This is a genomic window from Actinoplanes sp. NPDC049118 (genome assembly GCF_040648555.1).
Taxonomy (GTDB): Bacteria; Actinomycetota; Actinomycetes; order Mycobacteriales; family Micromonosporaceae; genus Actinoplanes.
Genome location: NZ_JBEZDY010000007.1, coordinates 133,959 through 154,394, shown reverse-complemented (window position 1 = coordinate 154,394; position 20,436 = coordinate 133,959). Strand labels below are relative to the sequence as shown.

The window sequence follows — 20,436 nt, the reverse complement described above, 5'->3', positions numbered from 1 at the left end:
CCTGCGAATCAACGGGGTGATGCCTCAAGATTGGTTAGGTTGGCGTCAGGCGGTGTGTGAGGGGAGAGGATCCTGCGATGTCCGACGACGAGGAGCCCCGCCGTCCTGACGAGACGAGCGAGTTCTCCGCGTCCGCGGACGAGGGCGGAAGTCGTCCGAACGACGGTCCCCGAAAGGGGGACGGTGCCGCGGACCCCACCGAGGAGATGCCGCGCACGACGCCCGATGACGACGCGACCGTGGAGTCCCCGCGGACGCCGCCGGCCGACGCCACGTCGGAACTTCCCGCCGCGGAAGACCCGGGTACCCGCACAGAGCGTTACGACTGGGTGGACGACGGCGGTCCGGCCTGGTCCGGGCGGGCCGGGGTGCGGCCGCGGCCCGGCTACGCCGACGACGCCGACTGGTCGACGATGCCCCCGGGCGAGCCGAACGGGAAGTGGTGGATGCCGATCGTCGTCGGCATCGTGGCCCTGCTGCTGCTCGCCCTGCTGGGCTGGGGGATCTACCTGATCGTGCAGTCCACCGGGGAGGATGCCGGCACTCCGCCGGCGGTCACGGCCTCGGCCGCGCCGCCGCCGACCGTCGAGCCCACCACCGCGGCGCCGTCCACCGCGCCGGCCACCACCGAGCCGACGCGTTCGGTGGCGCCGTCGCCGACCGACATCACGGTTCCGGCGCTGAAGGGGCTCTCCTCGGACGAGGCGCGCGCGGCGCTCGACCGCAAGCGGCTGAGCTATCGCCTGCGCTTCGTGACCAGCGATTCTCCGGCCGGAACCGTGATCGACAGTGACCCGGCCGAGGGCCAACAGGTGCCGGCGGACACGGTCATCACGCTGATCATCGCGGCGGCGCCGACCACGGCGGCCACCCCCACGCCGGCGGACACCACCACCGGGCCCGCCGGTCAGCAGGACGAGGACTGAGCCCCGAGCAGCGAGGGAGCCGCGGTCAGCGGTTGGCGCGCAGGGCGCGGGTCGGGATGCTGCCCGTGGTCATTCCCGGCTGGCGACCGTTGCGGGTGCGCGGATCCGGGGCCTTGCCGACCTGGCGCAGGCCGCCGACCTGCACGAAGATCGAGCGCCGCTCGACAGCGTCCCCGGACGCGTTGAGCTCGTAGCCGTCCAGCCAGATCCAGCCCTCGTAGGTCGGCCAGTCGTGCACCCGGATGACCCGGAAAAGCATCGGCGCCGCGAATTGGACACTCGCCGCCTTCGTCACGTGTATGACATCGCCGGACCGAGGAAGCACGTCATCTCCTGTCCTGAACCCAGTAGGGGCAAACATCATTTTGCCGCATAGTGAACGCAGATGGTCCAGTGTGCCCGGCTCGTACATGTTTGCAAGGTTGCGACGATGCCATTCATCACAACGGTGCGGTAACGCCATCGACGGCCTCGTCGGGTCCGGGGAACCTGGCAAAAGCCACCCAGGACATTCGACGGAAGCCGCCCCCCAGCGACGGCGTCGCTTTTGGTGCGGTGCGTCGGGCTTGGCGGTGCCTCTCAGCGCTTCTTCAAGAACACTAAGTGACGCGCGCCATACGGAAAGACTGCACCACGAGCGGAGTCGATGCAAGTTGCAGGTCAGCCGATAGTGATCTAACGATCACTGTGGACGCTTGAAGGATCAAGAGATCAACAGAGACACTGACTCCGACAAACACCGTAAGGCGAACGCCGCGTAGTCGTTCCGTCGCACGGTGCCACGCAGTCCGGAGGTGAGCGTGAATCCGCGCCGCAGCCCCACTATCCGCCGCCGCCGACTCGGTGCCGAACTCCGCAGGTACCGCGACGAGGCCGGCGTGACGATCGACGTGGTGGCCGATCGCCTCGGCTGTTCACCGTCCAAGGTGTCCAGAATCGAGACCGGCCACACGAGCGCCACGCCACGCGATGTCAAGGACATGTTGGACATCTACGGCGTCAGTGGCATCGAATTGGAGGAATTGGTACAAATCTCCCGAGAGGCGCGGCAAAAGGGGTGGTGGCACCCATTCAGCACGGTCCTCACCGGTGCCTACGTCGGCCTGGAGGCCGCGGCGAAGTCGATCCGGGCGTACGAGCAGCAGGTCGTGCCGGGTTTACTCCAGACCGATAAGTATGCAATTGCCATGATTAGGGCCGCCCGACTGAGTGACAGCGACCGAGAAATAGAGCAACGGGTACGAGTCCGAATGGCCCGCCAGGCGTTATTGATTCAGGACGATCCGATCGATCTATGGGTGGTGCTCGATGAAGCGGTGGTGAGTCGCCCTGTCGGCGGCGACGAGGTCATGCGAGATCAATTGCTCCGGTTGGTCGAGGCGACCCGGTTGCCGAACGTCACGCTGCAGATCCTGCCGTTCGCGGCAGGTGCCCACGCCGGCATGGACGGCACGTTCGCGATCCTCGACTTTCCGGATGCCGAAGATCCCAATGTGGTGTTCTCTGAGAACGCCACCGGTGGGCTCTTTCTGGAGAAGAGCGATGACCTCCGCAAGTACAACTCCATCTTCGACACCATCCGGGCGACGGCCCTCTCTCCCGAGGAGTCCAGGAACATGATCGCAATGCTGGCAGAGGAGCCATTGTGGAAGTTGAGACCAAAGGTTTCCGGATCGATCTGAACCGCGCGCAGTGGTTCAAGAGCACTCGCAGTGGCCCGAACTGTGACAACTGCGTCGAGGTCGCTTTCGTTGACGAGGCCATCGCGGTCCGCGACTCGAAGAACCCGACCGGACCTGCGCTGATCTTCACCGCCGCCGAGTGGGACGCCTTCGTGGGAGGCGCCAAGGACGGCGAGTTCGACCTGTAGAGCACGGCACCAGTGGCCGCCCCCCGCCGGGAGCGTGGGGGCGGCCGTCGCATTTCGCCCGTTTTGCACCGTCGCCCCCCGGCGTCGGCCTCGTTGAACGCTCTAAGCGCGGACCGGACCGCGCCCCGAACCGCCGTCGGCCCGTACGGCTGACCGTCCCCCTCTCGTGACGGTGCGGGCAGGCCTTCGATACGAGCGAGGCAAGGCGAAACAGATGACGATTGGTTCCGACAACCTCAGCAACGGATCCTCGACCGCGCAGGATCGGTTCAGCGGCGGCGTGAGCGCGTACCGCCAGACCCGCCGGGAGGCGGCGCTGGCCGCCGAGAACGGCGACGGTGAGCTGATCTCGCGCAGCGGCAGCGGCTCCGGCCTCCCCTCGGGCCTGCCCACCCGCACGCCCATCGAGCCGACCAGCGCGCTGGAGCGGGCGGCGAAGCTGCCGTCGCTGGACCTGCAGGGCCTGACCGAGCCCGTCTTCGCGTCCGGCGGCTGGGTCGACGCGGGCAGCTCGCAGTCGATGGCCGACCACCCGCTGCTGCGCGGACTGCTGCTCGAGCTGCCGGCCCGCGGCACGATGCCGGAATCCGGCTGGCTGGACCGCTGGTTCGAGGCTGCCCGGTCGATCCTCGAACTGCTCTACGTCCAGGAGGCAAGGCGCAAGTAGTCCCGCACGTCACGCGGCCTGGTCGGCGGGGGCGGCCGTGATCGCCGCGTCGTGCTCCTCCGGCAGCGCGGTGTATGCCTCGGCCGGCGTGGACGTGCGCACCGTCGGCAGGGCCCGCAGGCCACCCCGGCCGATCGGGGCCAGGACGGCCACGTTGAGCCGGCTGTGCCGGATCGCGTGCCGGACGCCCAGGGCGAGAACGCCGACGCCGACCGCCGTGAGCACGACTCCGGCCATGTCGGCGCCGGGCAGTTCCACGACCCCGGCGGCGACCGGCACGCCGGCCAGCGCGGCCAGGCCGGTGACCTGAAGCGGGGTCGCGACGAGCGGGTGGGCCGCCGCGGCGCGCAGGGCCGGCGGCGCCGGCGTCAGCGGGGCGGTGGCGAACGTGCCCGCGCCGCGCCGGACCTGGGTGACGCGGCGCGCGGTCACCAGCATCACGAACGCCGCCGGTACGGCGGGCAGCAGCGTGGCCGCGGCCACCGCGGAGCCCCACGGCAGCGGGCCCGTCGCCAGCGGTACGGCGATGAGCACCGCGATGCCGCCGCCGACCAGCATGGACAGTGCGCGGGCGCGCCGGCGCAGCTCGCGGGCCGTGCGGACGCCGGGCAGCGTCTCGGCCAGGAGTCCGGCGGTGAGCCAGATCGCGGCGAGCGCGCCGATCGGGATGAGGTCCGTTGCGGTCTTCACATCGACAGAATTCACCTGCCGCGCAAGGAACAGAACCGGGATATGCCCGGACCGGGTACCCGTAGGGGGCGCGTGCGCAACTCCGCGTATCCGGACAACTACGTTGGGCGCTCATCCCAATGGGCGAAGTGGACAATCGCCCCTGTTATGGCGGTGACGTGTGTCCTAGTGTCGGGTGCCAGATGCCCGGCGATGCATCCGCCGGGCGTCGACGGCTCGACCTGGGGAGGTCGGTCGGGGTCCCGGCGGCGACGCGGCGGACCCCGGCACCGTCGTCAGACCGCGAAACCCGTGACCGCCTCGGTGGCCGGCGCCGGCGGGGTCGCCTTCCACAGGCCGAGCCGCTGCGCCGCCAGCCGCGACACGTATGCCGGGTTCAGCAGGATGTAACGCCTCCAGAGCCGCTTCGGCTCCAGCCCGAGGCGCCACAGCCACTCCAGGGAGTACTTCTGCATCCACTCGGGCGGGTTCCTGAGCAGGCCCGCGTGGTAGTCGAACGCCGCGCCGACGGCGAGCAGCGGCATGTCGAGCAGCGGGCGCATCGCGTACGTGAAGATCTCCTGGCGCGGGCAGCCCAGCCCGACCAGGACGACGCGCGCGCCCGACGCCTTGATCCGGTCCGCGATCTCGGCGTCCTCGCCCGGCTGGACGCCGCGGAACTTCGACGCCTCGACCCCGGCGATCTTCAGCGCGGGGAACATCCCCTCCAGCGCCGGCACCAGCTTCTCCAGCGTCGGCTCGGTGGAGCCGTACAGGTAGACCGGCAGGCCCTCCGCGGCCGCGCGGCGCAGCACGCGCAGGGTGAGCTCCGGGCCGTACACCCGGTCGGTGAGGCCCGCGTGGTGCAGCAGGTTGAGCGCGCCGCGTACCGGCTGGCCGTCGGGGGTCACCAGGTCGAAGGAGTTGAGCCGGGCGTTGTGCGCCCGGTCCTGCACGCCGGTCATCACGCCGTGCACGGCCAGCGCGGTCACCGCGTAGGGCCGGCGCTCCCGCGCCGCCTCGATGATCTGCGCCGTTGCGGCCTCGTAGTCGATCGCGTCGACCAGCACGCCGAGAACGTTCTTCTTGCCCTGAGAGATCACGACTTGGCCGCCGGTACCCATTTGCCGACGTTCGCCTCGTAGATCTCCTGGAGGATCATCGGGACGTCGTAGACCTGCTTCCACTCCGGGTAGTCGGCCTGGAACGCGGCCATCGAGCCGATCCACCACTGGTGGTCGCCGATCCGGTTCTCGTCGACGTACTCGGTGACCATCTCGGTGCCGCTGATCTTCTCCGCCATGGCGAACGCCTCGAGGTTCGAGCAGTTCGAGTGCCGGCCGCCGCCGAGGTTGTAGACCGCCGCCGAGCGCGGGTTGCGGAAGAACGCCTCGAACGCGCTGAGTACGTCGTGGCTGTGGATGGCGTCGCGGACCTGCTTGCCCTTGTAGCCGAAGATCCGGTAGAGCCGGCGTTCCATGTTGGCGCGCATCACGTACCCGAGGAAGCCATGCAGCTCGGTCGCCGAGTGGGCCGGACCGGTCAGCGTGCCGCCCCGGAAGATCGCCGTCTTCATCCCGAAGTAACGCCCGTATTCCTGGGCCATCACGTCGGCCGCAACCTTCGACGCGCCGAAGACCGAGTGCAGGCAGTGGTCGATCGACATGTCCTCGGTGATGCCGTCCGCGTACGGGTGCGCCGGGTCGATCTCCCAGCGGGTCTCCTGCTCGACGAGCGGGAGCCGGTTGGGGGTGTCGCCGTACACCTTGTTGGTGGAGCAGTGGATGAACGGCGCGTCGATGCAGTACTCGCGGGTGTTCTGCAGCATGTTGAGCGTGCCGCCGGCGTTCACGTCGAAGTCGGTGAACGGGTCGCGCACGGCCCAGTCGTGCGACGGCTGCGCGGCGGTGTGGATGACCACCGCGATGTCCGTGCGGTACCGCTGGAAGATCTTCGCCAGCGAGTCCCGGTCGCGGATGTCCACCCCGTGGTGGGAGTACGCCGACCCGAGCTCGGCTGTGAGCTGCTGCACGTTCCAGGCCGTCGAGGCCTCCGCGCCGAAGAACTCCTGCCGCATGTCGTTGTCGATCCCGACGACTTCGAGGCCGAGCCCGGCGAAATGCCGGACCGCCTCGGATCCGATGAGACCACCTGATCCGGTTACCAGGGCGACGGCCACGAGTGACTCTCCAGAGGTCTCGGGGGCGGGAAATCAGACGAGAGCATAACGCGGCCACGCTCACGCTCTGTTGTCACCCGAACGGAGGGCCGCACGTAACCGCAAGGCCGTTTGCGCGCTCCGCGCAGCCACGACACCCCGCACAACCACTGCACCGGCGCAGCCACGACACCCGCACAACCACGACCAGGCGCAACCGGCGCACCCGCGCAGCCACGACCAGGCGCAACCACGACACCCGCGCAGCCACGACCAGGCGCAACCACGACACCCGCGCAGCCACGACCAGGCGCAACCAACGCACCTGCGCAACCACCGCAACGCGGGGTTTCCGGGGGCTCGGCCCCCGGAGCAGACAAGACGAGGCCCCCAGGCCCGCGCTTTCCGCGGGCAGGAGGGCCTCAGGGTCTCGTGGGGATGGGGGGAGTTGAACCCCCACGTCCTTTCGGACACACGGACCTGAACCGTGCGCGTCTGCCATTCCGCCACATCCCCGTGGCATTCAATTAGCCGGAACAGACTACGCTGTCCCTCGTTACACCGCGAGCAGATACTGCCCGTGACGCCAGGGAAGACTAGCACGGCGTTACGGGTTGCAATACGAGGGTCAGGAGCGACCGGCTGCTCTGCGCAGAGATGCGGAAGCGGCGGCCGGATACCATCATGTCCTCGGAACCCGAGGAGGAGCCGGTGAGCGTGCTGCAGCGCTTTGAGAAGCGGTTGGAAGGCCTGGTCGAGGGGGCCTTTGCGAAGGTGTTCAAGGGTGTCGTACACCCGGTGGAGATTCTGAATGCGATGCAGCGGGAGGCCGAGGCGCACAAGGCCATCCTCGCCGGTGGCCGTACCTTGGTGCCTAACCGCTACGTGATCGATCTCTCGCCGTACGACCACAGCAGGTTGGCGCCGTATGCGGCCGCACTGGCCCAGGAGTTGGCCCAGTCGCAGGCCGAGTTCATCGGCGAGCAGGCCTGGACGGTCTACGGCGACGTCATCGTCGAGATCGAGCGCGGTGACGGGCTCGATACCGGCATGTTCCGGGTCACGGCGGAGGTGTACACCGGCGGCGAGGTCGCCCCGGTGCAGCAGCCCGCCTACGACGCGGCGCCGGCCTACTCGCCGTACGACCAGCAGCAACAGGGTGGTTACCAGCAGCACGGGCACAACGGGCGCAACGTCGGCCTGGTGTCCGGCGACGGTCGCACGTACCCGCTGCAGATGGGGTCGACGGTGATAGGGCGCGGAGACCAGGCGAATCTGCGCCTGCCCGACGTCGGCATCTCCCGCCGGCACGCCCGGCTGGACTACGACGGCAGCCAGGTCGTGCTGACCGACCTGGGATCGACGAACGGCACGATGGTCAACGGCCAGCGCGTGTCGGCCGTGGCACTCAACCCGGGCGACATGATCCAGCTGGGCACGACCACGCTCACGTTCCGAGTGGACGGCTAGGCACCTTGCCAGAATTCGTCCTCACCGTCGCCCGGTTCGGCTTTCTGATCCTGCTGTGGATCTTCGTGTTCACAGTGGTGGGAGTCATCCGAAAGGACCTTTTCGCCGGGGTCCGGTCCAAGAGCATCGTCGCCAGCCCGCGAGGCGTGGGTGGCGCGGTGATGCAGGGCCGGCCCGCGAAGGCGAAGCGTGGCAAGGCGGCCCGGCAGCTCGTCGTGACCGCCGGTCAGTTGGCCGGCACCAGGATCACGCTCGGTGAGGCTCAGATTACTATCGGACGGGCGGAGGACTCGACGCTGGTCATCACGGACGACTTCGCGTCGGCTCGACACGCCCGGCTCGTGCCGCGGGACGGCCAGTGGTTCGTAGAGGACCTCGGCTCGACGAACGGCACCTATCTCGATCGCGGTAAGGTCTCCGGACCTACTCCCGTCCCCCTTGGCGTGCCGATCCGGATCGGCCGCACTTCACTTGAGTTACGGCCATGACCCTGACCCTGCGCTACGCCGCCCAGAGCGACCGCGGTCTGATCCGAGACGGAAACCAAGACTCCGTCTACGCCGGACCGCGGCTCCTTGCCGTCGCCGACGGCATGGGCGGCATGGCCGCCGGTGACGTCGCCAGCAACATCGTCATCGCGGCCATGGCCCCGCTCGACGAGGACGTACCCGGCGATGCGCTGGTCGACGCCCTTCGTCATGCGGTCGGCACGGCCAACCAGACCCTGCGCGACACCGTCGACGCCAATCCGCACCTGGAGGGGATGGGCACCACGCTGACCGCGGTGCTCTTCTCCGGCAGCAAGATCGGCATGGTGCATATCGGCGACTCGCGCGCCTACATGCTGCGCCAGGGTGAGTTCTCCCAGATCACCAAGGACGACACCTACGTACAGATGCTGGTCGACGAGGGCCGGATCAGTCCGGAGGAGGCGAGCAGCCACCCGCAGCGGTCGCTGCTGACCCGCGCGCTCGACGGCCGGGACATCGACCCGGAGTACTCGGTACGCCAGGTGCTCAAGGGCGACCGCTACCTCATCTGCAGCGACGGCCTCTCGGGCGTCGTGAGCGCCGAGACCATCGACGAGAGCATGCGGGACATCCCGGATCCGCAGGTCTGCGTGGAGCGGCTTGTGCAGCTCGCGCTCCGCGGCGGCGGCCCCGACAACATCACCGTGGTGATCGCCGACGCGACCGACGCCGACATCATGGAGCAGGCCCCGATCGTCGGCGGCGCGGCCGCCCGCGACCGCGGCAACTCGACCGTGGCGGACGCCTCCAGCGCCGCGGCCCGCGCGGCTGCCCTGCAGTCACCGCCGCGGCCCGCGCAGCCCGAGGGCGCGGCCTATGACCGCGACGAGCCGGATCAGCCCCGGCAGCACCCGGTGCGCACCAGCCTGCTGGTTCTCCTGCTCCTCGGCGTGCTCGGCGGCGGCCTCTACCTGGGCTGGCAATACACCCAGAAGCAGTACTACGTCGGAGCCACCCCGCAGGGCCAGCTCGCGATCTTCCGCGGGGTGCCCGGTCAGATCGCCGGCCTCGACCTGTCGAGCGTCAACGAGACCAGCCCGGCCCGCCTGGACGACCTCACCCTGGTCGCGCAGGCCCGGGTCAAGGAGGGCATCCACGCGGACAGCCAGCCCGACGCCCGCCGCCGGCTGGCCGAGCTGACCAGCGATGAGCCGTCCAATCCCAACCTGAAGCCGATCTGCTCGCCGAGCAGCCCCGCGCCGACGGTCACGCAGCCGGTGAACCCGTCCGGCGTACCGTCCGCGGCAGGGAAGACCTCGTCTCCCGGCCGGAACACACCCTCCTCGGCGCCGGCGCTCGCGCCTGCCACCACGCCGGACGCCCTGCCTTCGGACTCTGCCCCGCCGGTCATCGACCCGGTCGGGTGCCGACCCGTCGACTGAGCGTCCGCCTTCCGAAGTCTGGGGACTCCTTCTTGACCGCGCCCGCCATCCCGGCTCCCACACCCGCTCCCACGGGTGAGCTGCCGCGTGTCCCGGGCCAGAAGACGGGGCGCAACGCGGAGCTCGGGCTGCTCGCCTTCGCGATGGCGATCGTCGCCGCCTACGGGGCGACCGTCGAGGCCAACCAGTTCGGCGAGATCACGCCGACCTTCTGGGTGCCGGCGGCGCTGCTGAGCGTGCTCTTCCTCGGTCTGCACCTGGTGGTCCGCTACGTGGCCCCGTACGCGGACCCGGTCCTGATCCCCGCCGTTGCGTTGATCAACGGCCTCGGCGTCGGTTTCCTGCGCCGCCTCGACGTCGCCAAGTCCATCGCCGACAAGGAGCCCGTGCCGGGCTTCTTCGCGGGCGTCGGCGGCCGCCAGCTCGCCTGGACGCTGGTGGCGGTGGTGCTGGCGGCGGTGCTGCTGCTGGTCGTGCGGGACCACAAGACCGTCTCGCGGTACGCGTACACGCTGGGCCTGGTCGGCATCGTGCTGGTGATGATCCCCGCGGTGCTGCCCAGCAGCCTCTCGGAGGTCAACGGCGCCAAGCTGTGGATCAAGATGGGCGCGTTCTCGATCCAGCCCGGCGAGTTCGCGAAGCTGGCCCTGGTCTCCTTCTTCGCCTACTACCTGGTCCGCAAGCGCGAGGTGCTCTCGCTGGCCAGCCGCCGCTTCCTCGGCATCGACTTCCCCCGCGGCCGCGACCTCGGTCCGGTCGTCACGGTGTGGCTGCTCTCGCTGCTGGTCCTGGTGTTCGAGAAGGACCTCGGCACGGCGCTGCTCTACTTCGGCCTGTTCGTCGTGACCCTCTACGTCGCCACGGAACGGGCCAGCTGGCTGATCATCGGCCTGGTTATGTTCTTCGGCGGCGTCTACGTGGCTTACCTGCTGGGTGCCGCGGTCGGCGGGCCGTTCGCCAACTTCTACGACCGCGCGACGGTCTGGCTGGACCCGTTCGCCGCGGAGAACTACGAGCGGGTCGGCGGCAGCTACCAGCTCGTGCAGGGCCTGCTCGGCCTCGGAACGGGCGGCCTGTTCGGCACCGGGCCGGGCGCCGGCTCGCCGGGCTTCGTGCCCGAGGTGCGCAACGACTTCATCTTCGCCGGCATGGGCGAGGAGATCGGCCTCTTCGGCCTCTCCGCCCTGCTGATCTGCTACCTGCTGATCGTCGAGCGCGGCCTGCGTGCGGCCCTCGGGGTACGCGACTCGTTCGGCAAGCTGGTCGCCGGTGGCCTCGCGTTCACCCTGGGTTTGCAGGTCTTCGTCATCCTTGGTGGCATCACCGGCCTCATCCCGCTGACCGGTCAGACCACGCCGTTCCTGTCCTCCGGCGGTTCGTCCCTGATGGCGAACTGGCTGCTGATCGCGATGCTGCTGCGGATCTCCGACGCCGCGCGCAGGCCCGCGACCAGCGGCCCGGCGGCGGTCGCCGGTGTACCGAAGCAACCGCCCGCCCAGCTGCACGGCGCCATGACGGAGGTGATCAAGCCGTGAACGCACCTCTGCGCAAGGCCGGTGTGGTCATCCTCGTGCTCTTCGGCCTCCTCTTCGCCAACCTGAACTGGGTGCAGGGCTACAAGGCCGACGAATACCGCACCAACGACTACAACGGCCGCGTCCGCGTCGCCGAGTACGAGGTGCCGCGCGGTGTCATCGAGGTCGGTGGCAAGGGGCTCGCGGAGAACAAGGCCACCGACGACACGCTGAAGTACCTGCGGGTGTACCCGGAGAAGAAGCTCTACGCGCCGATCATCGGCTACAAGCCGGTCAACATCGCCGAGGTCGGCATCGAGCGCAGCGAGAACGAGTTCCTCTCCGGCGCCAGCGACAAGCTCTTCGCCGACCGGGTCAGCGCGATGTTCACCGGCGACAACGCCGGCGGCGGCAACATCGTGCTGTCGGTCAAGCCCAAGGCACAGCAGACGGCCTACAAGCAGCTCACCGACAACGAGCGGGGCGCCAAGAAGGGCTCCGCGGTGGCGATCGATCCGCGCACCGGCGCGGTCCAGGCGCTCGTGTCGTTCCCGACCTTCGATCCGAATCCGCTGGTCAGTCACGACACCGAGGCGGCCGCGGCGGAGTACAAGAAGCTGAACGCCGACGAGGACAAGCCGCTGCTGAACCGCGCGCTGTCCGAGACGTACCCGCCCGGTTCCACCTTCAAGGTCATCATCTCGGCGGCCGCCCTGCAGGACGGCTACGAGAAGAGCACCGAGATCCCGGCCGGCTCGACCTACACCGCGCCCGGCTCCGGCGCCCCGATCAAGAACTCGGAGGCGGAGACCTGCCCCGGTGCGCAGGTCACGCTCGAGGAGGCGCTGACCGACAGCTGCAACACCGGCTTCGCGCAGCTCGGCGTCAAACTCGGCCGGGACAAGGTCGAGAAGGCCGCGCAGGCGTGGGGCTTCGAGCAGACCGACCTGACGGTCGGAAACCTGGAGGACGGCTCGGGCCTGCCCGTCGCGGCGAGCCGCACCGGCGACATGGCGAACCCGGACGGCAGCACCGACCAGGCCGCGCTCGCCCAGTCGTCGATCGGGCAGAAGGACGTCCGGATGACGACGATGCAGGGCGCGCTGATGGCGGCGACGGTCGCCAACGACGGCCGGCAGATGCGGCCGTACCTGGTGCAGCAGCAGCTCAGCCCCGATCGCCGGCCGATCTACAACGCCAGCCCGCAGACGCTGCGCACGCCGGTCGACAGCGACGTCGCGCGCGACCTGCAGGACATGATGGTCAGCGTCGTCGAGAACGGCACCGGCAAGGCGGCGCAGATCGACGGCTTCAAGGTCGGCGGCAAGACCGGCACGGCTCAGAACGCGGTCGGGGCGGACGACCACGGATGGTTCATCGGATTCGCCTACAACGACAAGGGTGAGGCGGTCTCGGCGGTCTGCGTCATGCTGGAGAACGTGCCCGGCGGTCACGCGAGCGCCGAGGCGGCCCGGATCGCCGGGCTCATCATGAAGGCCGCGGCGGGCCGGGGAGGGGACTGACATGATCAGCCCTGGGGTCACCCTCGGCGGCCGGTACCGCTTGGACGAGCGGATCGCCGGAGGGGGTATGGGCGACGTGTGGCGCGGCACCGACGAGGTGCTGGGCCGGACGGTCGCCGTGAAGATTCTGCTGCCGGCACTGCTGGACGAGCCCGGCTTCGCCGAGCGCTTCCGCGGCGAGGCGCGGACCATGGCCACCATCAACCACCCCGGCGTGGTCGACGTCTACGACTACGGCAGCGACCAGCAGCTCGCGTTCCTGGTCATGGAGTACGTCGAGGGCGACGCCCTCTCGCGCACCCTCAGCCGGGTCGGCCGGCTCACCCCGGCGCGCACGATGGCGCTGGTCGCCCAGGCCGCGGACGCGCTGCAGGCCGCGCACGCGAACGGCATCGTGCACCGCGACGTCAAGCCCGGCAACCTGCTGGTACGCCCGAACGGCACGCTGGTGCTCACCGACTTCGGCATCGCCCGGTCCGCCCTCGTCGGGCAGTTGACCGTGGCGGGCTCGGTGCTCGGCACGGCCTCGTACATCTCGCCGGAGCAGGCCTCGGGCGCGGTCGCCACGGCCGCCTCCGATGTCTACGCTCTCGGCGTGGTCGCGTACCAGTGCCTCTCCGGTCACCGGCCCTTCGACGGCTCGACGCCGATCGAGATCGCCATGAAGCACGTACGGGACACACCCCGGCCGCTGCCGGCCGACATCCCGCCGGCGGTCCGTGCGATCGTCCACCGGGCGCTGGCCAAGGACCCGGGCGCGCGCTGGCCCACCGCGTCGGCGATGGCCGCCGTCGCCCGGCAGGCCGCCTCCTCCCTGACCACACAGGTGCATCAGCCGGCCGTCAACGGCTCCGGCCAGGCCGGGCACCCGCAGTCGGGCGGCCCGGCGATGAACAGGCCGCAGTCCGGCGGGCCCGCGGTGGCGAACCGGCCGCACTCGGGCGCACCGGCCTCGGGCCCGCCCGGACATCCGGTCTCGGGCCAGGCACGGCCGCCGTATCCGCCGATCCCCCGCCCGGTCTCGGGTGGTCAGGCGCGCGGGGCGGCCTCGGTGCCGCCGGCCCAGCAGCCGTACCGGCATCCGTCGGCGCCGCCGATGCAGCACCACCCGATGCAGGGTGGCAAGCCCGAGGGGTCCGGCGGCCGGCAGGTGCTGATCGTGCTGGCGGTGGTCCTCGCACTGCTTGTCCTGCTCTGCGCGGGCGTCATCTCGTTCCTGCTCAAGCAGGGCAGTACCGGCGCGATCGGCGATCTCGCCGGGCAACGGGCGCCGGTGGCGTCGTACCGTCTTCTGAAGCAGGCTGCCGCTCCGCACAGCCTGAACCACGCAACCGAAGGACGACAGACGCTATGACGGCGCAGGCCCGCCTGCTCGGTGGCAGGTACCAGGTCGGCGAGCTGCTCGGCTATGGCGGTATGGCAGAGGTGCACAAGGGCCGTGACCTGCGCCTCGGCCGCGACGTGGCCATCAAGATGCTGCGCACCGACCTCGCCCGGGACGCGACCTTCCAGGAGCGGTTCCGCCGCGAGGCGCAGAACTCGGCGGCGCTGAACCACCCGGCGATCGTCGCCGTCTACGACACCGGCGAAGAGGTCTCGTCGACCGGCGAGAAGCTGCCGTTCATCGTCATGGAGTTCGTCAACGGCCGGACCCTCAAGGAGGTCCTCGCCGCCGAGCAGCGCATCCAGCCGCGCCGCGCCCTGGAGATGACCGCGGACATCTGCGCCGCGCTGGAGTTCAGCCACCGGCACGGCATCATCCACCGCGACATCAAGCCCGGCAACGTGATGATCACGCAGAACGGCCAGGTCAAGGTGATGGACTTCGGCATCGCGCGGGCCCTGGCCAGCGGTGCCACCACGATGACGCAGACCAGCGCCGTCATCGGCACGGCGCAGTACCTGTCGCCGGAGCAGGCCCGCGGCGAGTCCGTCGACGCCCGCTCCGACGTGTACGCCGCCGGTTGTGTGCTCTTCGAGCTCATGGTCGGGCACCCGCCGTTCGTCGGGGACAGCCCGGTCAGCGTCGCCTATCAGCACGTCCGTGAGGAACCGAAGGCGCCGAGCGACATCAACCGCGAGGTTCCGCCGGACGTCGACGCGATCGTGCTGAAGGCGCTGGCGAAGAACCCGCTGAACCGCTACCAGAGCGCGCAGGAGATGCGTGCCGACGCGCTGCGTGCGGTTTCGGGCCGCCCGGTGATGGCCACGCCGGTGATGTCCGAGGCCGAGACGATGGCGATGGCCGGCCCACCGATGCGTCAGCAGACGGCGATGACCCGGGCGATCCCGGCCGGAGGTCCGCGGCAACCGGAGCGCAGGACGTCCTCCTGGGTGATGGCGGTGCTCGCCGCGCTCGGTGTGCTGGCCGTCGTGGCACTGGGCATCGGCCTGACGCTGGCGAACAACGACAAGCCGGAGGAAGCGGCGACGCGGATCGTCCCGAAGGTGATCGGGCTGTCGGAGAGCAACGCCCGAAAGAAGCTCGCGGACGCGGGTTTCGACAACATGGCCGTCGGCGATTCCGAGGAGACCCAGGACTGCAAGGACGAGCCCGAGGTCGTGAAGCAGTCTCCGGACGAGAACTCGACGCTGCGAGTCGACCAGACCGTGACCGTGAACCTGTGCAGCAGCCCCAAGCTGACCCGGGTCCCGGGCGACCTTGTCGGCCGTAGCCGCGACGAGGCGGAGACCGCGCTCGAGGAGGCCAAACTCGACCCGACCTTCAAGGAGGTCAACAGCTCCGCGCCGGCCGGCCAGGTGCTGAAGGTCGAGAGCGCGGGCCAGCAGGTCGAGCCCGGCACCAAGATCACGGTGGAGATCTCGAGGGGCAACCTGTTCGAAGTGCCGTCGGTGGTGGGCGAGACCGAGGAAGTGGCCAGGGCCCTGCTCAAGAACGCCGGCTTCACCAACATCACCAGCCAGCCGTCGGACCAGGAGGGCACGCCGGGGACGGTGGTCGCGCAGACCCCGGACGCGCGGCAGAAGCGGTCCAAGAACACGACTATCACGCTGACCGTCATCGCCGAGCCGGACCCGGACGACACCGGCACGCCGGACCCGAGCGGTTCGCCCCCGCCGGGCGGCGACGGCGGCGGAGACGGCGACGGCGGCACGGTCGGTGGCCTGCTCGGCCGCTGATCCCCAGCCAGCTGACAGGAGGCCCGGACGCCACACGGCGGCCGGGCCTTTCGTCTTCGTGGAGCGCGGGAGGGGTCAGGCGGTCGCGAACGCCGAGCGGCGGCGGGTCTCCACCTCGGCGGCCAGCCCCGGCGCCCGCTCGAGCGCCTCCGGCAGGCCGCAGGAGGCCAGCCAGTTGGCCAGCATGGTGTGACCGCCCTCGGTCAGCACCGACTCCGGGTGGAACTGGACGCCCTCGATCGGCAGCGTCCGGTGGCGCATCGCCATGACCACGCCGGACTCGGTCCAGCCGGTGACCTCGATCTCGCCGGGGAGCGTCTCGGGCAGCACGGCCAGCGAGTGGTAGCGGGTCGCCGTGAACGGGTCCGGCAGGCCCGCGAGCACGCCCATGCCCTTGTGCCGCACCGCGGACGTCTTGCCGTGCAGCAACTCCGGTGCCCGGGTCACGGTGCCGCCGAACGCCGCACCGATCGCCTGATGACCCAGGCAGACACCGAACATCGGCAGCTTTCCCGCGTACTCGGTGATGACGTCCATCATGATGCCGGCGCGGTCCGGCGTACCCGGTCCGGGGGAGAGCAGGATCCCCGCGGCGCCGAAGCCGCCGACGTCGGCCACCGTGATCTCGTCGTTGCGCCGCACCTCGCATTCGGCGCCCAGCTGACCCAGGTACTGCACGAGGTTGAAGACGAACGAGTCGTAGTTGTCGATCACGAGGATGCGCACGGAGTCACCTAGCTGGCAGTCGGTTCGGGGTCGTTCGTGTGCTCGTTGTAGGGGATCTCGTCCGGTCCCAGGTCCGCCTCGTTGCCGGGCACCGCGTTCGGATCACGTCCGGCCGGGCCGCCCTGCTCGGTGCCCGTGCCCACCTGCACGTCGTCGAACGGCAGCAGGGGCGTCGCCCACGGGAAGACGACGTACCAGAGCAGCGCGCCGGCCATCACGACCAGCACGAGCGAGCCGGTCAGCCTGCCCCACATGCCGAAGGGCAGCTTGCGCCAGATCCAGGCATACATCGCGGCCCTCCCTACGCCTTCGACTTGTTCATCTCGTCCGGCTTGCCGGCCCCGGGCAGCGCGGCGTCGCGCTTGACCGTGTCGACGAGCTCGGCATGGACCACGAGTCGTTGGTAGTTGTTGAACTTCGGGTTGCAGGTGGTCAGCGTGAGCATCGCTTTGGTCGGCTTGGCGTTCGGCTTGCCGGGCACCGGCGCCACCACCTCGACGGCGGAGGGCTTCACGACCTCACTGCGGCTGACCTTGTAGACGTACCAGTTGGAGCGGGTCTCGACCCCGATCACGTCGCCGGGCCGCAACTCGTCCAGCCGCCAGAAGATCTTGCGAATCCGGTGGCCGGCCACCGAGAAGTTACCGACCTTCCCGGGATCGGCGGTGTCCGGGTAATGCCCGGGCGCGTACCGGATGTCCTGCGGTCGCACGCCGTTGACGACGACCCACTCCATGCCGAGCTTGGGGATGTAGAGGCGGCCGACCAGGTTCTTGCCGGGCGCGGCCGGTGCGGCCTTGGTCGGCCGAGAGGGTGCGACGGTCGGGTCGTTCCACTGGTCGTCGAGCTGGTTGGCGAGGGTGTCCTGCTCGTCCTCGACCTTGGCCGAGTTGCCGAACACCTGATAGCCGGCGAAGAGCAGCACGATCAACCCGAAGGTGATCATCAACTCGCCGGACACCCGCACGCCGGCCCGGATACGCGAGCCCAGTGTGGGGCGGGTCAACTCGGAGTACACGCTCTTGTAACCCTCGTCCGTCTGTTCCGGTCGCAGCTTTACCACTTTTTCCCCGCGCCGCGGCTTCTCGGCCTCGTCCTCGCCCGCTGGGGCGCCGGGATCGGCCGCTGCCGCGGCCGTGGCCGCGGCGACCGAGGCGGCGCCCTTGTCGCCGGGTCCGGGGGGCAACGGGGTGCGCACCGGGCTGCCCGGGTCCGATGCCGACCGGTTGCCGGCCTTGGGCCGGATGGACGGAAGCAGGCCCGTCGGAGCGTCGGCGGTGCGGATGATCGCGGTGGCCGAGGGGTCCTGACCCGGCTCGGCCGGCTCGTGGCCGCGGGTCGCGGGGTGCGGAATACCGCCCCGGCGACGGGCCGGGCCGCCCGGCTGGTCGTCGACCGGCGGCCGCGCACCGAACGCCGCGGCCGTGCGGTCGTCGTAGGCGGCACCGTCCCGGCGCGGCAGCCCGTCCCGGGAATCGTCGCGGCCGGCCGATCGGCGCTCGGCGGCATCGGCGCCGACGGCGTCGGGCAGCCGGCCGGAGGCGGCACCGGTCACGGCACCGTCGCCGGGGCTTCGCCGGCCGTAGCCACGTGCGTCGCCGCCCGGCGCGACGGGATCGGCGGCGACCGGAGCGCCGCCGCGAGGCGCGAACGCGTCCGATCGCGAGTCACCGCGAGGGGCGGGCCGAGGCACGCCGTCACGCCCGTAGGCCGGACCGGCGCCGTTCGGCATCGGCTCGAGGTGCGGCCGACGGTAGATGTCGGTGGGGTCGCGGTACGCGTCGTCGTCCCGGCCCGGGGTGAGCACGCGGCCGTCCGCGAGCGGCGGCTCGCCGCCCGGGCGTGCGTAGTCGTGCGGATCGACGCTGGTCCGTGCCCGGCCGTCGCCGGGCCGGGCCTCCCAAGCGGCCGGCGGGTGGCCGTTCGCCGCCCGGCCCTCGGCGGCGGAGGGCGCATCCGCGCCGGACCGGGCGAAACCGGCGTCCAGGGCCGAGCGCTCGTCGACGTCGGGAGAGGGACCGAATACGCCCGGCGAGGCCGGCGGTGCGGGATCGGACTGCCCGCCCGGTGGCTGCCGAGGCGCGGCCGGTGCGTCCCCGGCGGCGGAGGCGAAGAAGTCGAACGCATTGCCGGCGGGGGCCGGCGCGGGGCCGGGCTCGAACGGGGCGGCGGGCCCGGTTCGCGGGGCTACCGCCGCGGGCCCCGTTACTGCCGCGGCGGATCCGGCCTTCGCGGCGGCACGCGCGGCTGCGGCGGCCCGGGCGACCACCGGGTCGAGGCCCGGCCCGGCGGGGGAGTCCGTGACGATGACGGCGGTGTCGGCGGGTGAGGTGGCATCGCCGGAACCGGCCGGCGGCGGGCTTCCGCCCGAAATGGGCGGTCCCGCGGCGAGCGGCGAGGGCAAGGCCGCGGCCCCGTCGTGCCCGCCGGGCACCTCCAGCGGCCCGCCGGGCACGCCGTCCGGCGACGCGTCGGTGATCCGGGGGATGAAAGCCGTCTGCGCGTCACCGTCGGGTGCGCGATGCCGTCCGGAGTTCGCCGCGCCCTCCTGGGCGTCCGACGTTTCCATCACTCGGTGACCTCGGCGGATCGGAGGTCACTCGACCCGTCGTACGCCCGCACAGTCACGTTCCTCTCGACGGTTTCCTGATAGCCGAGGCCGAAATCGGCAACAGCAGCACGGAATTGTTGGACTCCTTCTGCGGACTCCAACGCCTGGTGCATCGCTGTGGGTTCGCCGATTGCCGTGATCTTGAAAGGCGGCGAGAAGACCTGGCCGTGAAGCAGCAGCGTGTTGCCGACACAGCGTACCGCGCTCGTGGAGATGACGCGGACATCCATGATCGACATTGCCTCGGCTCCACCGGCCCACAATGCGTTCACCACGGCCTGTACATCGCCCTGGTGAACGACCAGATCGTCATTCTCCGGCGCGTCCGTGCCGCCGCCGGTGGTGCGCTGCGGCGAGTCGTTGAGGCGGACCGTGAGGCCCGGGCCCCGGAGCGCGGTGAAGCCGGCGCCGGCGCGCATCGCGTCGGCGCGCTCGCGGGCGGATTTGACCGGCTCGTCGACGTCTGCGAGTTTCGCGGCGTCCTGGTCGACCGCTCCCCGCAGGTTGGCGGCACGTTCCTCGCGGTCTTCGAGCCGGGCCCGCTTGTCGGCGATAAGCTGGGCCAACTGGGGTCTACGGTCGTCGCGCAGTGCCGTGCCGTCGGCCGTCGTGGCCGAGGTGGTGAAGAGCAGGCCGGCCGCGAGCCCGATCAACGGGACCGCGATCGACCAGCCGCGCTGGCGCTGACTCGGCCTCCTCGGGCGCAGTCCACCGAGGGCTCGTCGCAGGACAAGTCGCCACGAGGGCGCCCCCGTGGTGTACTCCACGTCGGTTGTCCTCCCTCGGCTCGGCCGAAAAACCCACCGGCGGGTGCCTGTACGCGCGCCGCCTTGACTACGCTAGCTATCGAACAGTATTCGCCACGGGCAGCTTTCGGGGTCCCCCGGAGCCGCTCAGGGGTGGGTTGTTCACCACTTGTTGCCCTCAGGAGAGCGCCGTGCCGAAGTCACAGGTTCGCAAGAAGAAGGTCTACACCCCGCCGACGGACATCCGTCCGGCCGCGGCGGCGGCGTCAAAGAAGCCGAGTCCGGTCTGGCTGCCGATCACGGCGGTCGCCTTGATCGTTTTCGGCATCTCCTGGCTGGTGGTCTACTACCTCTCGGAGCAGCAGTACCCGGTCGAGGCCTGGAAGTACTGGAACCTCCTGGTCGGCTTCGGCTGCATGGTCGCCTCGCTGGGCATCCTGTCCCGCTGGCGCTAACCCGCGAGCGCGCCGCGAGGTCGCCCCTCAAGCGGTAACGTGATCTTC

20 protein-coding genes and 1 tRNA gene are annotated in these 20,436 nt (G+C 70.3%); 12 read left to right on the top strand and 9 right to left on the bottom strand.

The genetic code is table 11. From position 1 onward, the window contains the following. Positions 1-77: 77 nt before the first annotated feature. Positions 78-926: a PASTA domain-containing protein gene (locus AB0B58_RS12925; protein WP_360222228.1), complete on the top strand. Its 849-nt coding sequence runs from the start codon at positions 78-80 to the stop codon at positions 924-926. Positions 927-951: 25 nt separating this feature from the next. On the opposite strand, the gene AB0B58_RS12920 is transcribed toward AB0B58_RS12925, so the two are convergent. Further along, a complete protein-coding gene (locus tag AB0B58_RS12920; protein ID WP_360222225.1) occupies positions 952-1,251 on the bottom strand; it encodes a hypothetical protein in 300 nt (99 codons plus the stop codon). 475 nt (positions 1,252-1,726) lie between these two features. On the opposite strand from AB0B58_RS12920, the gene AB0B58_RS12915 reads away from it, so the two are divergent. The 3 genes from AB0B58_RS12915 to AB0B58_RS12905 all read left to right on the top strand — a co-directional run bounded on the left by AB0B58_RS12915 (position 1,727) and on the right by AB0B58_RS12905 (position 3,463). Continuing rightward, positions 1,727-2,608, top strand: a complete 882-nt coding sequence (locus tag AB0B58_RS12915; protein ID WP_360222709.1) for a helix-turn-helix transcriptional regulator — start codon at positions 1,727-1,729, stop codon at positions 2,606-2,608. Beyond that, on the top strand, positions 2,572-2,796 hold the full coding sequence (locus AB0B58_RS12910) for a DUF397 domain-containing protein (RefSeq protein ID WP_360222222.1): 225 nt from the start codon (positions 2,572-2,574) through the stop codon (positions 2,794-2,796). Before AB0B58_RS12915 ends, AB0B58_RS12910 begins: the two co-directional genes overlap by 37 nt. A 214-nt stretch (positions 2,797-3,010) precedes the next feature. After that, positions 3,011-3,463: a hypothetical protein gene (locus AB0B58_RS12905; protein ID WP_360222219.1), complete on the top strand. Its 453-nt coding sequence runs from the start codon at positions 3,011-3,013 to the stop codon at positions 3,461-3,463. A 9-nt stretch (positions 3,464-3,472) separates the two neighbouring features. Here AB0B58_RS12905 and AB0B58_RS12900 read toward each other — a convergent pair whose 3' ends face one another. From AB0B58_RS12900 to AB0B58_RS12885, 4 genes are all read right to left on the bottom strand, one after another. Beyond that, positions 3,473-4,153 (bottom strand): hypothetical protein, encoded by a 681-nt coding sequence (locus tag AB0B58_RS12900; RefSeq protein ID WP_360222216.1) that lies wholly within the window; start codon positions 4,151-4,153, stop codon positions 3,473-3,475. Between the two features lie 275 nt (positions 4,154-4,428). Next, positions 4,429-5,256 (bottom strand): WecB/TagA/CpsF family glycosyltransferase, encoded by an 828-nt coding sequence (locus AB0B58_RS12895; protein ID WP_360222213.1) that lies wholly within the window; start codon positions 5,254-5,256, stop codon positions 4,429-4,431. Next, entirely contained in the window at positions 5,232-6,311 is a 1,080-nt protein-coding gene (locus tag AB0B58_RS12890) for an NAD-dependent epimerase/dehydratase family protein (RefSeq protein WP_360222210.1), read from the bottom strand. Before AB0B58_RS12890 ends, AB0B58_RS12895 begins: the two co-directional genes overlap by 25 nt. 412 nt (positions 6,312-6,723) lie before the next feature. After that, positions 6,724-6,806 (bottom strand) — tRNA-Leu (locus AB0B58_RS12885). A 168-nt stretch (positions 6,807-6,974) separates the two neighbouring features. On the opposite strand from AB0B58_RS12885, the gene AB0B58_RS12880 reads away from it, so the two are divergent. The 7 genes from AB0B58_RS12880 to pknB all read left to right on the top strand — a co-directional run bounded on the left by AB0B58_RS12880 (position 6,975) and on the right by pknB (position 15,850). Continuing rightward, on the top strand, positions 6,975-7,760 hold the full coding sequence (locus tag AB0B58_RS12880; protein ID WP_041840475.1) for a DUF3662 and FHA domain-containing protein: 786 nt from the start codon (positions 6,975-6,977) through the stop codon (positions 7,758-7,760). Positions 7,761-7,765: 5 nt separating this feature from the next. Next, entirely contained in the window at positions 7,766-8,248 is a 483-nt protein-coding gene (locus tag AB0B58_RS12875) for an FHA domain-containing protein (protein ID WP_360222207.1), read from the top strand. Then, entirely contained in the window at positions 8,245-9,672 is a 1,428-nt protein-coding gene (locus tag AB0B58_RS12870; protein WP_360222204.1) for a protein phosphatase 2C domain-containing protein, read from the top strand. Before AB0B58_RS12875 ends, AB0B58_RS12870 begins: the two co-directional genes overlap by 4 nt. 143 nt (positions 9,673-9,815) lie before the next feature. Then, a complete protein-coding gene (locus AB0B58_RS12865; protein WP_360222705.1) occupies positions 9,816-11,207 on the top strand; it encodes an FtsW/RodA/SpoVE family cell cycle protein in 1,392 nt (463 codons plus the stop codon). After that, the gene (locus AB0B58_RS12860; protein WP_360222201.1) at positions 11,204-12,709 is read left to right on the top strand and encodes a penicillin-binding protein 2; all 1,506 of its coding nucleotides are present in this window, start codon (positions 11,204-11,206) and stop codon (positions 12,707-12,709) included. Before AB0B58_RS12865 ends, AB0B58_RS12860 begins: the two co-directional genes overlap by 4 nt. A 1-nt stretch (position 12,710) precedes the next feature. Next, the gene (locus tag AB0B58_RS12855) at positions 12,711-14,063 is read left to right on the top strand and encodes a protein kinase domain-containing protein (RefSeq protein ID WP_360222198.1); all 1,353 of its coding nucleotides are present in this window, start codon (positions 12,711-12,713) and stop codon (positions 14,061-14,063) included. Then, a complete protein-coding gene (gene pknB / locus AB0B58_RS12850; RefSeq protein WP_360222195.1) occupies positions 14,060-15,850 on the top strand; it encodes a Stk1 family PASTA domain-containing Ser/Thr kinase in 1,791 nt (596 codons plus the stop codon). The genes AB0B58_RS12855 and pknB overlap by 4 nt, the downstream gene beginning before the upstream one ends. A 75-nt stretch (positions 15,851-15,925) precedes the next feature. Here pknB and AB0B58_RS12845 read toward each other — a convergent pair whose 3' ends face one another. The 4 genes from AB0B58_RS12845 to AB0B58_RS12830 are packed head-to-tail and all read right to left on the bottom strand — an operon-like array spanning position 15,926 to position 19,954. Beyond that, positions 15,926-16,576 carry an aminodeoxychorismate/anthranilate synthase component II gene (locus tag AB0B58_RS12845; RefSeq protein ID WP_360222192.1) on the bottom strand — a complete coding sequence of 217 codons (651 nt, stop codon included), beginning with the start codon at positions 16,574-16,576 and terminating at the stop codon, positions 15,926-15,928. Between the two features lie 8 nt (positions 16,577-16,584). Further along, positions 16,585-16,866 (bottom strand): hypothetical protein, encoded by a 282-nt coding sequence (locus AB0B58_RS12840; RefSeq protein WP_360222189.1) that lies wholly within the window; start codon positions 16,864-16,866, stop codon positions 16,585-16,587. A gap of 11 nt (positions 16,867-16,877) precedes the next feature. Next, positions 16,878-19,145 carry a class E sortase gene (locus AB0B58_RS12835; RefSeq protein ID WP_360222186.1) on the bottom strand — a complete coding sequence of 756 codons (2,268 nt, stop codon included), beginning with the start codon at positions 19,143-19,145 and terminating at the stop codon, positions 16,878-16,880. Beyond that, positions 19,145-19,954: a DUF881 domain-containing protein gene (locus AB0B58_RS12830; RefSeq protein ID WP_360222183.1), complete on the bottom strand. Its 810-nt coding sequence runs from the start codon at positions 19,952-19,954 to the stop codon at positions 19,145-19,147. Before AB0B58_RS12830 ends, AB0B58_RS12835 begins: the two co-directional genes overlap by 1 nt. A gap of 170 nt (positions 19,955-20,124) precedes the next feature. Here AB0B58_RS12830 and AB0B58_RS12825 point away from each other — a divergent pair, with 170 nt between their 5' ends. After that, a complete protein-coding gene (locus AB0B58_RS12825; RefSeq protein ID WP_360222180.1) occupies positions 20,125-20,388 on the top strand; it encodes a cell division protein CrgA in 264 nt (87 codons plus the stop codon). Positions 20,389-20,436 lie beyond the last annotated feature (48 nt).

Bases quoted from the DNA above. Each gene is read 5' to 3' on its own strand.
- AB0B58_RS12905 (WP_360222219.1), top strand. From the start codon at position 3,011: ATGACGATTGGTTCCGACAACCTCAGCAACGGATCCTCGACCGCGCAG.
- AB0B58_RS12865 (WP_360222705.1), top strand. From the start codon at position 9,816: ATGGCGATCGTCGCCGCCTACGGGGCGACCGTCGAGGCCAACCAGTTC.
- AB0B58_RS12895 (WP_360222213.1), bottom strand. From the start codon at position 5,256: ATGGGTACCGGCGGCCAAGTCGTGATCTCTCAGGGCAAGAAGAACGTT.
- AB0B58_RS12925 (WP_360222228.1), top strand. From the start codon at position 78: ATGTCCGACGACGAGGAGCCCCGCCGTCCTGACGAGACGAGCGAGTTC.
- AB0B58_RS12880 (WP_041840475.1), top strand. From the start codon at position 6,975: ATGTCCTCGGAACCCGAGGAGGAGCCGGTGAGCGTGCTGCAGCGCTTT.
- AB0B58_RS12840 (WP_360222189.1), bottom strand. From the start codon at position 16,866: ATGTATGCCTGGATCTGGCGCAAGCTGCCCTTCGGCATGTGGGGCAGG.
- AB0B58_RS12835 (WP_360222186.1), bottom strand. From the start codon at position 19,145: ATGGAAACGTCGGACGCCCAGGAGGGCGCGGCGAACTCCGGACGGCAT.
- AB0B58_RS12870 (WP_360222204.1), top strand. From the start codon at position 8,245: ATGACCCTGACCCTGCGCTACGCCGCCCAGAGCGACCGCGGTCTGATC.
- AB0B58_RS12855 (WP_360222198.1), top strand. From the start codon at position 12,711: ATGATCAGCCCTGGGGTCACCCTCGGCGGCCGGTACCGCTTGGACGAG.
- pknB (WP_360222195.1), top strand. From the start codon at position 14,060: ATGACGGCGCAGGCCCGCCTGCTCGGTGGCAGGTACCAGGTCGGCGAG.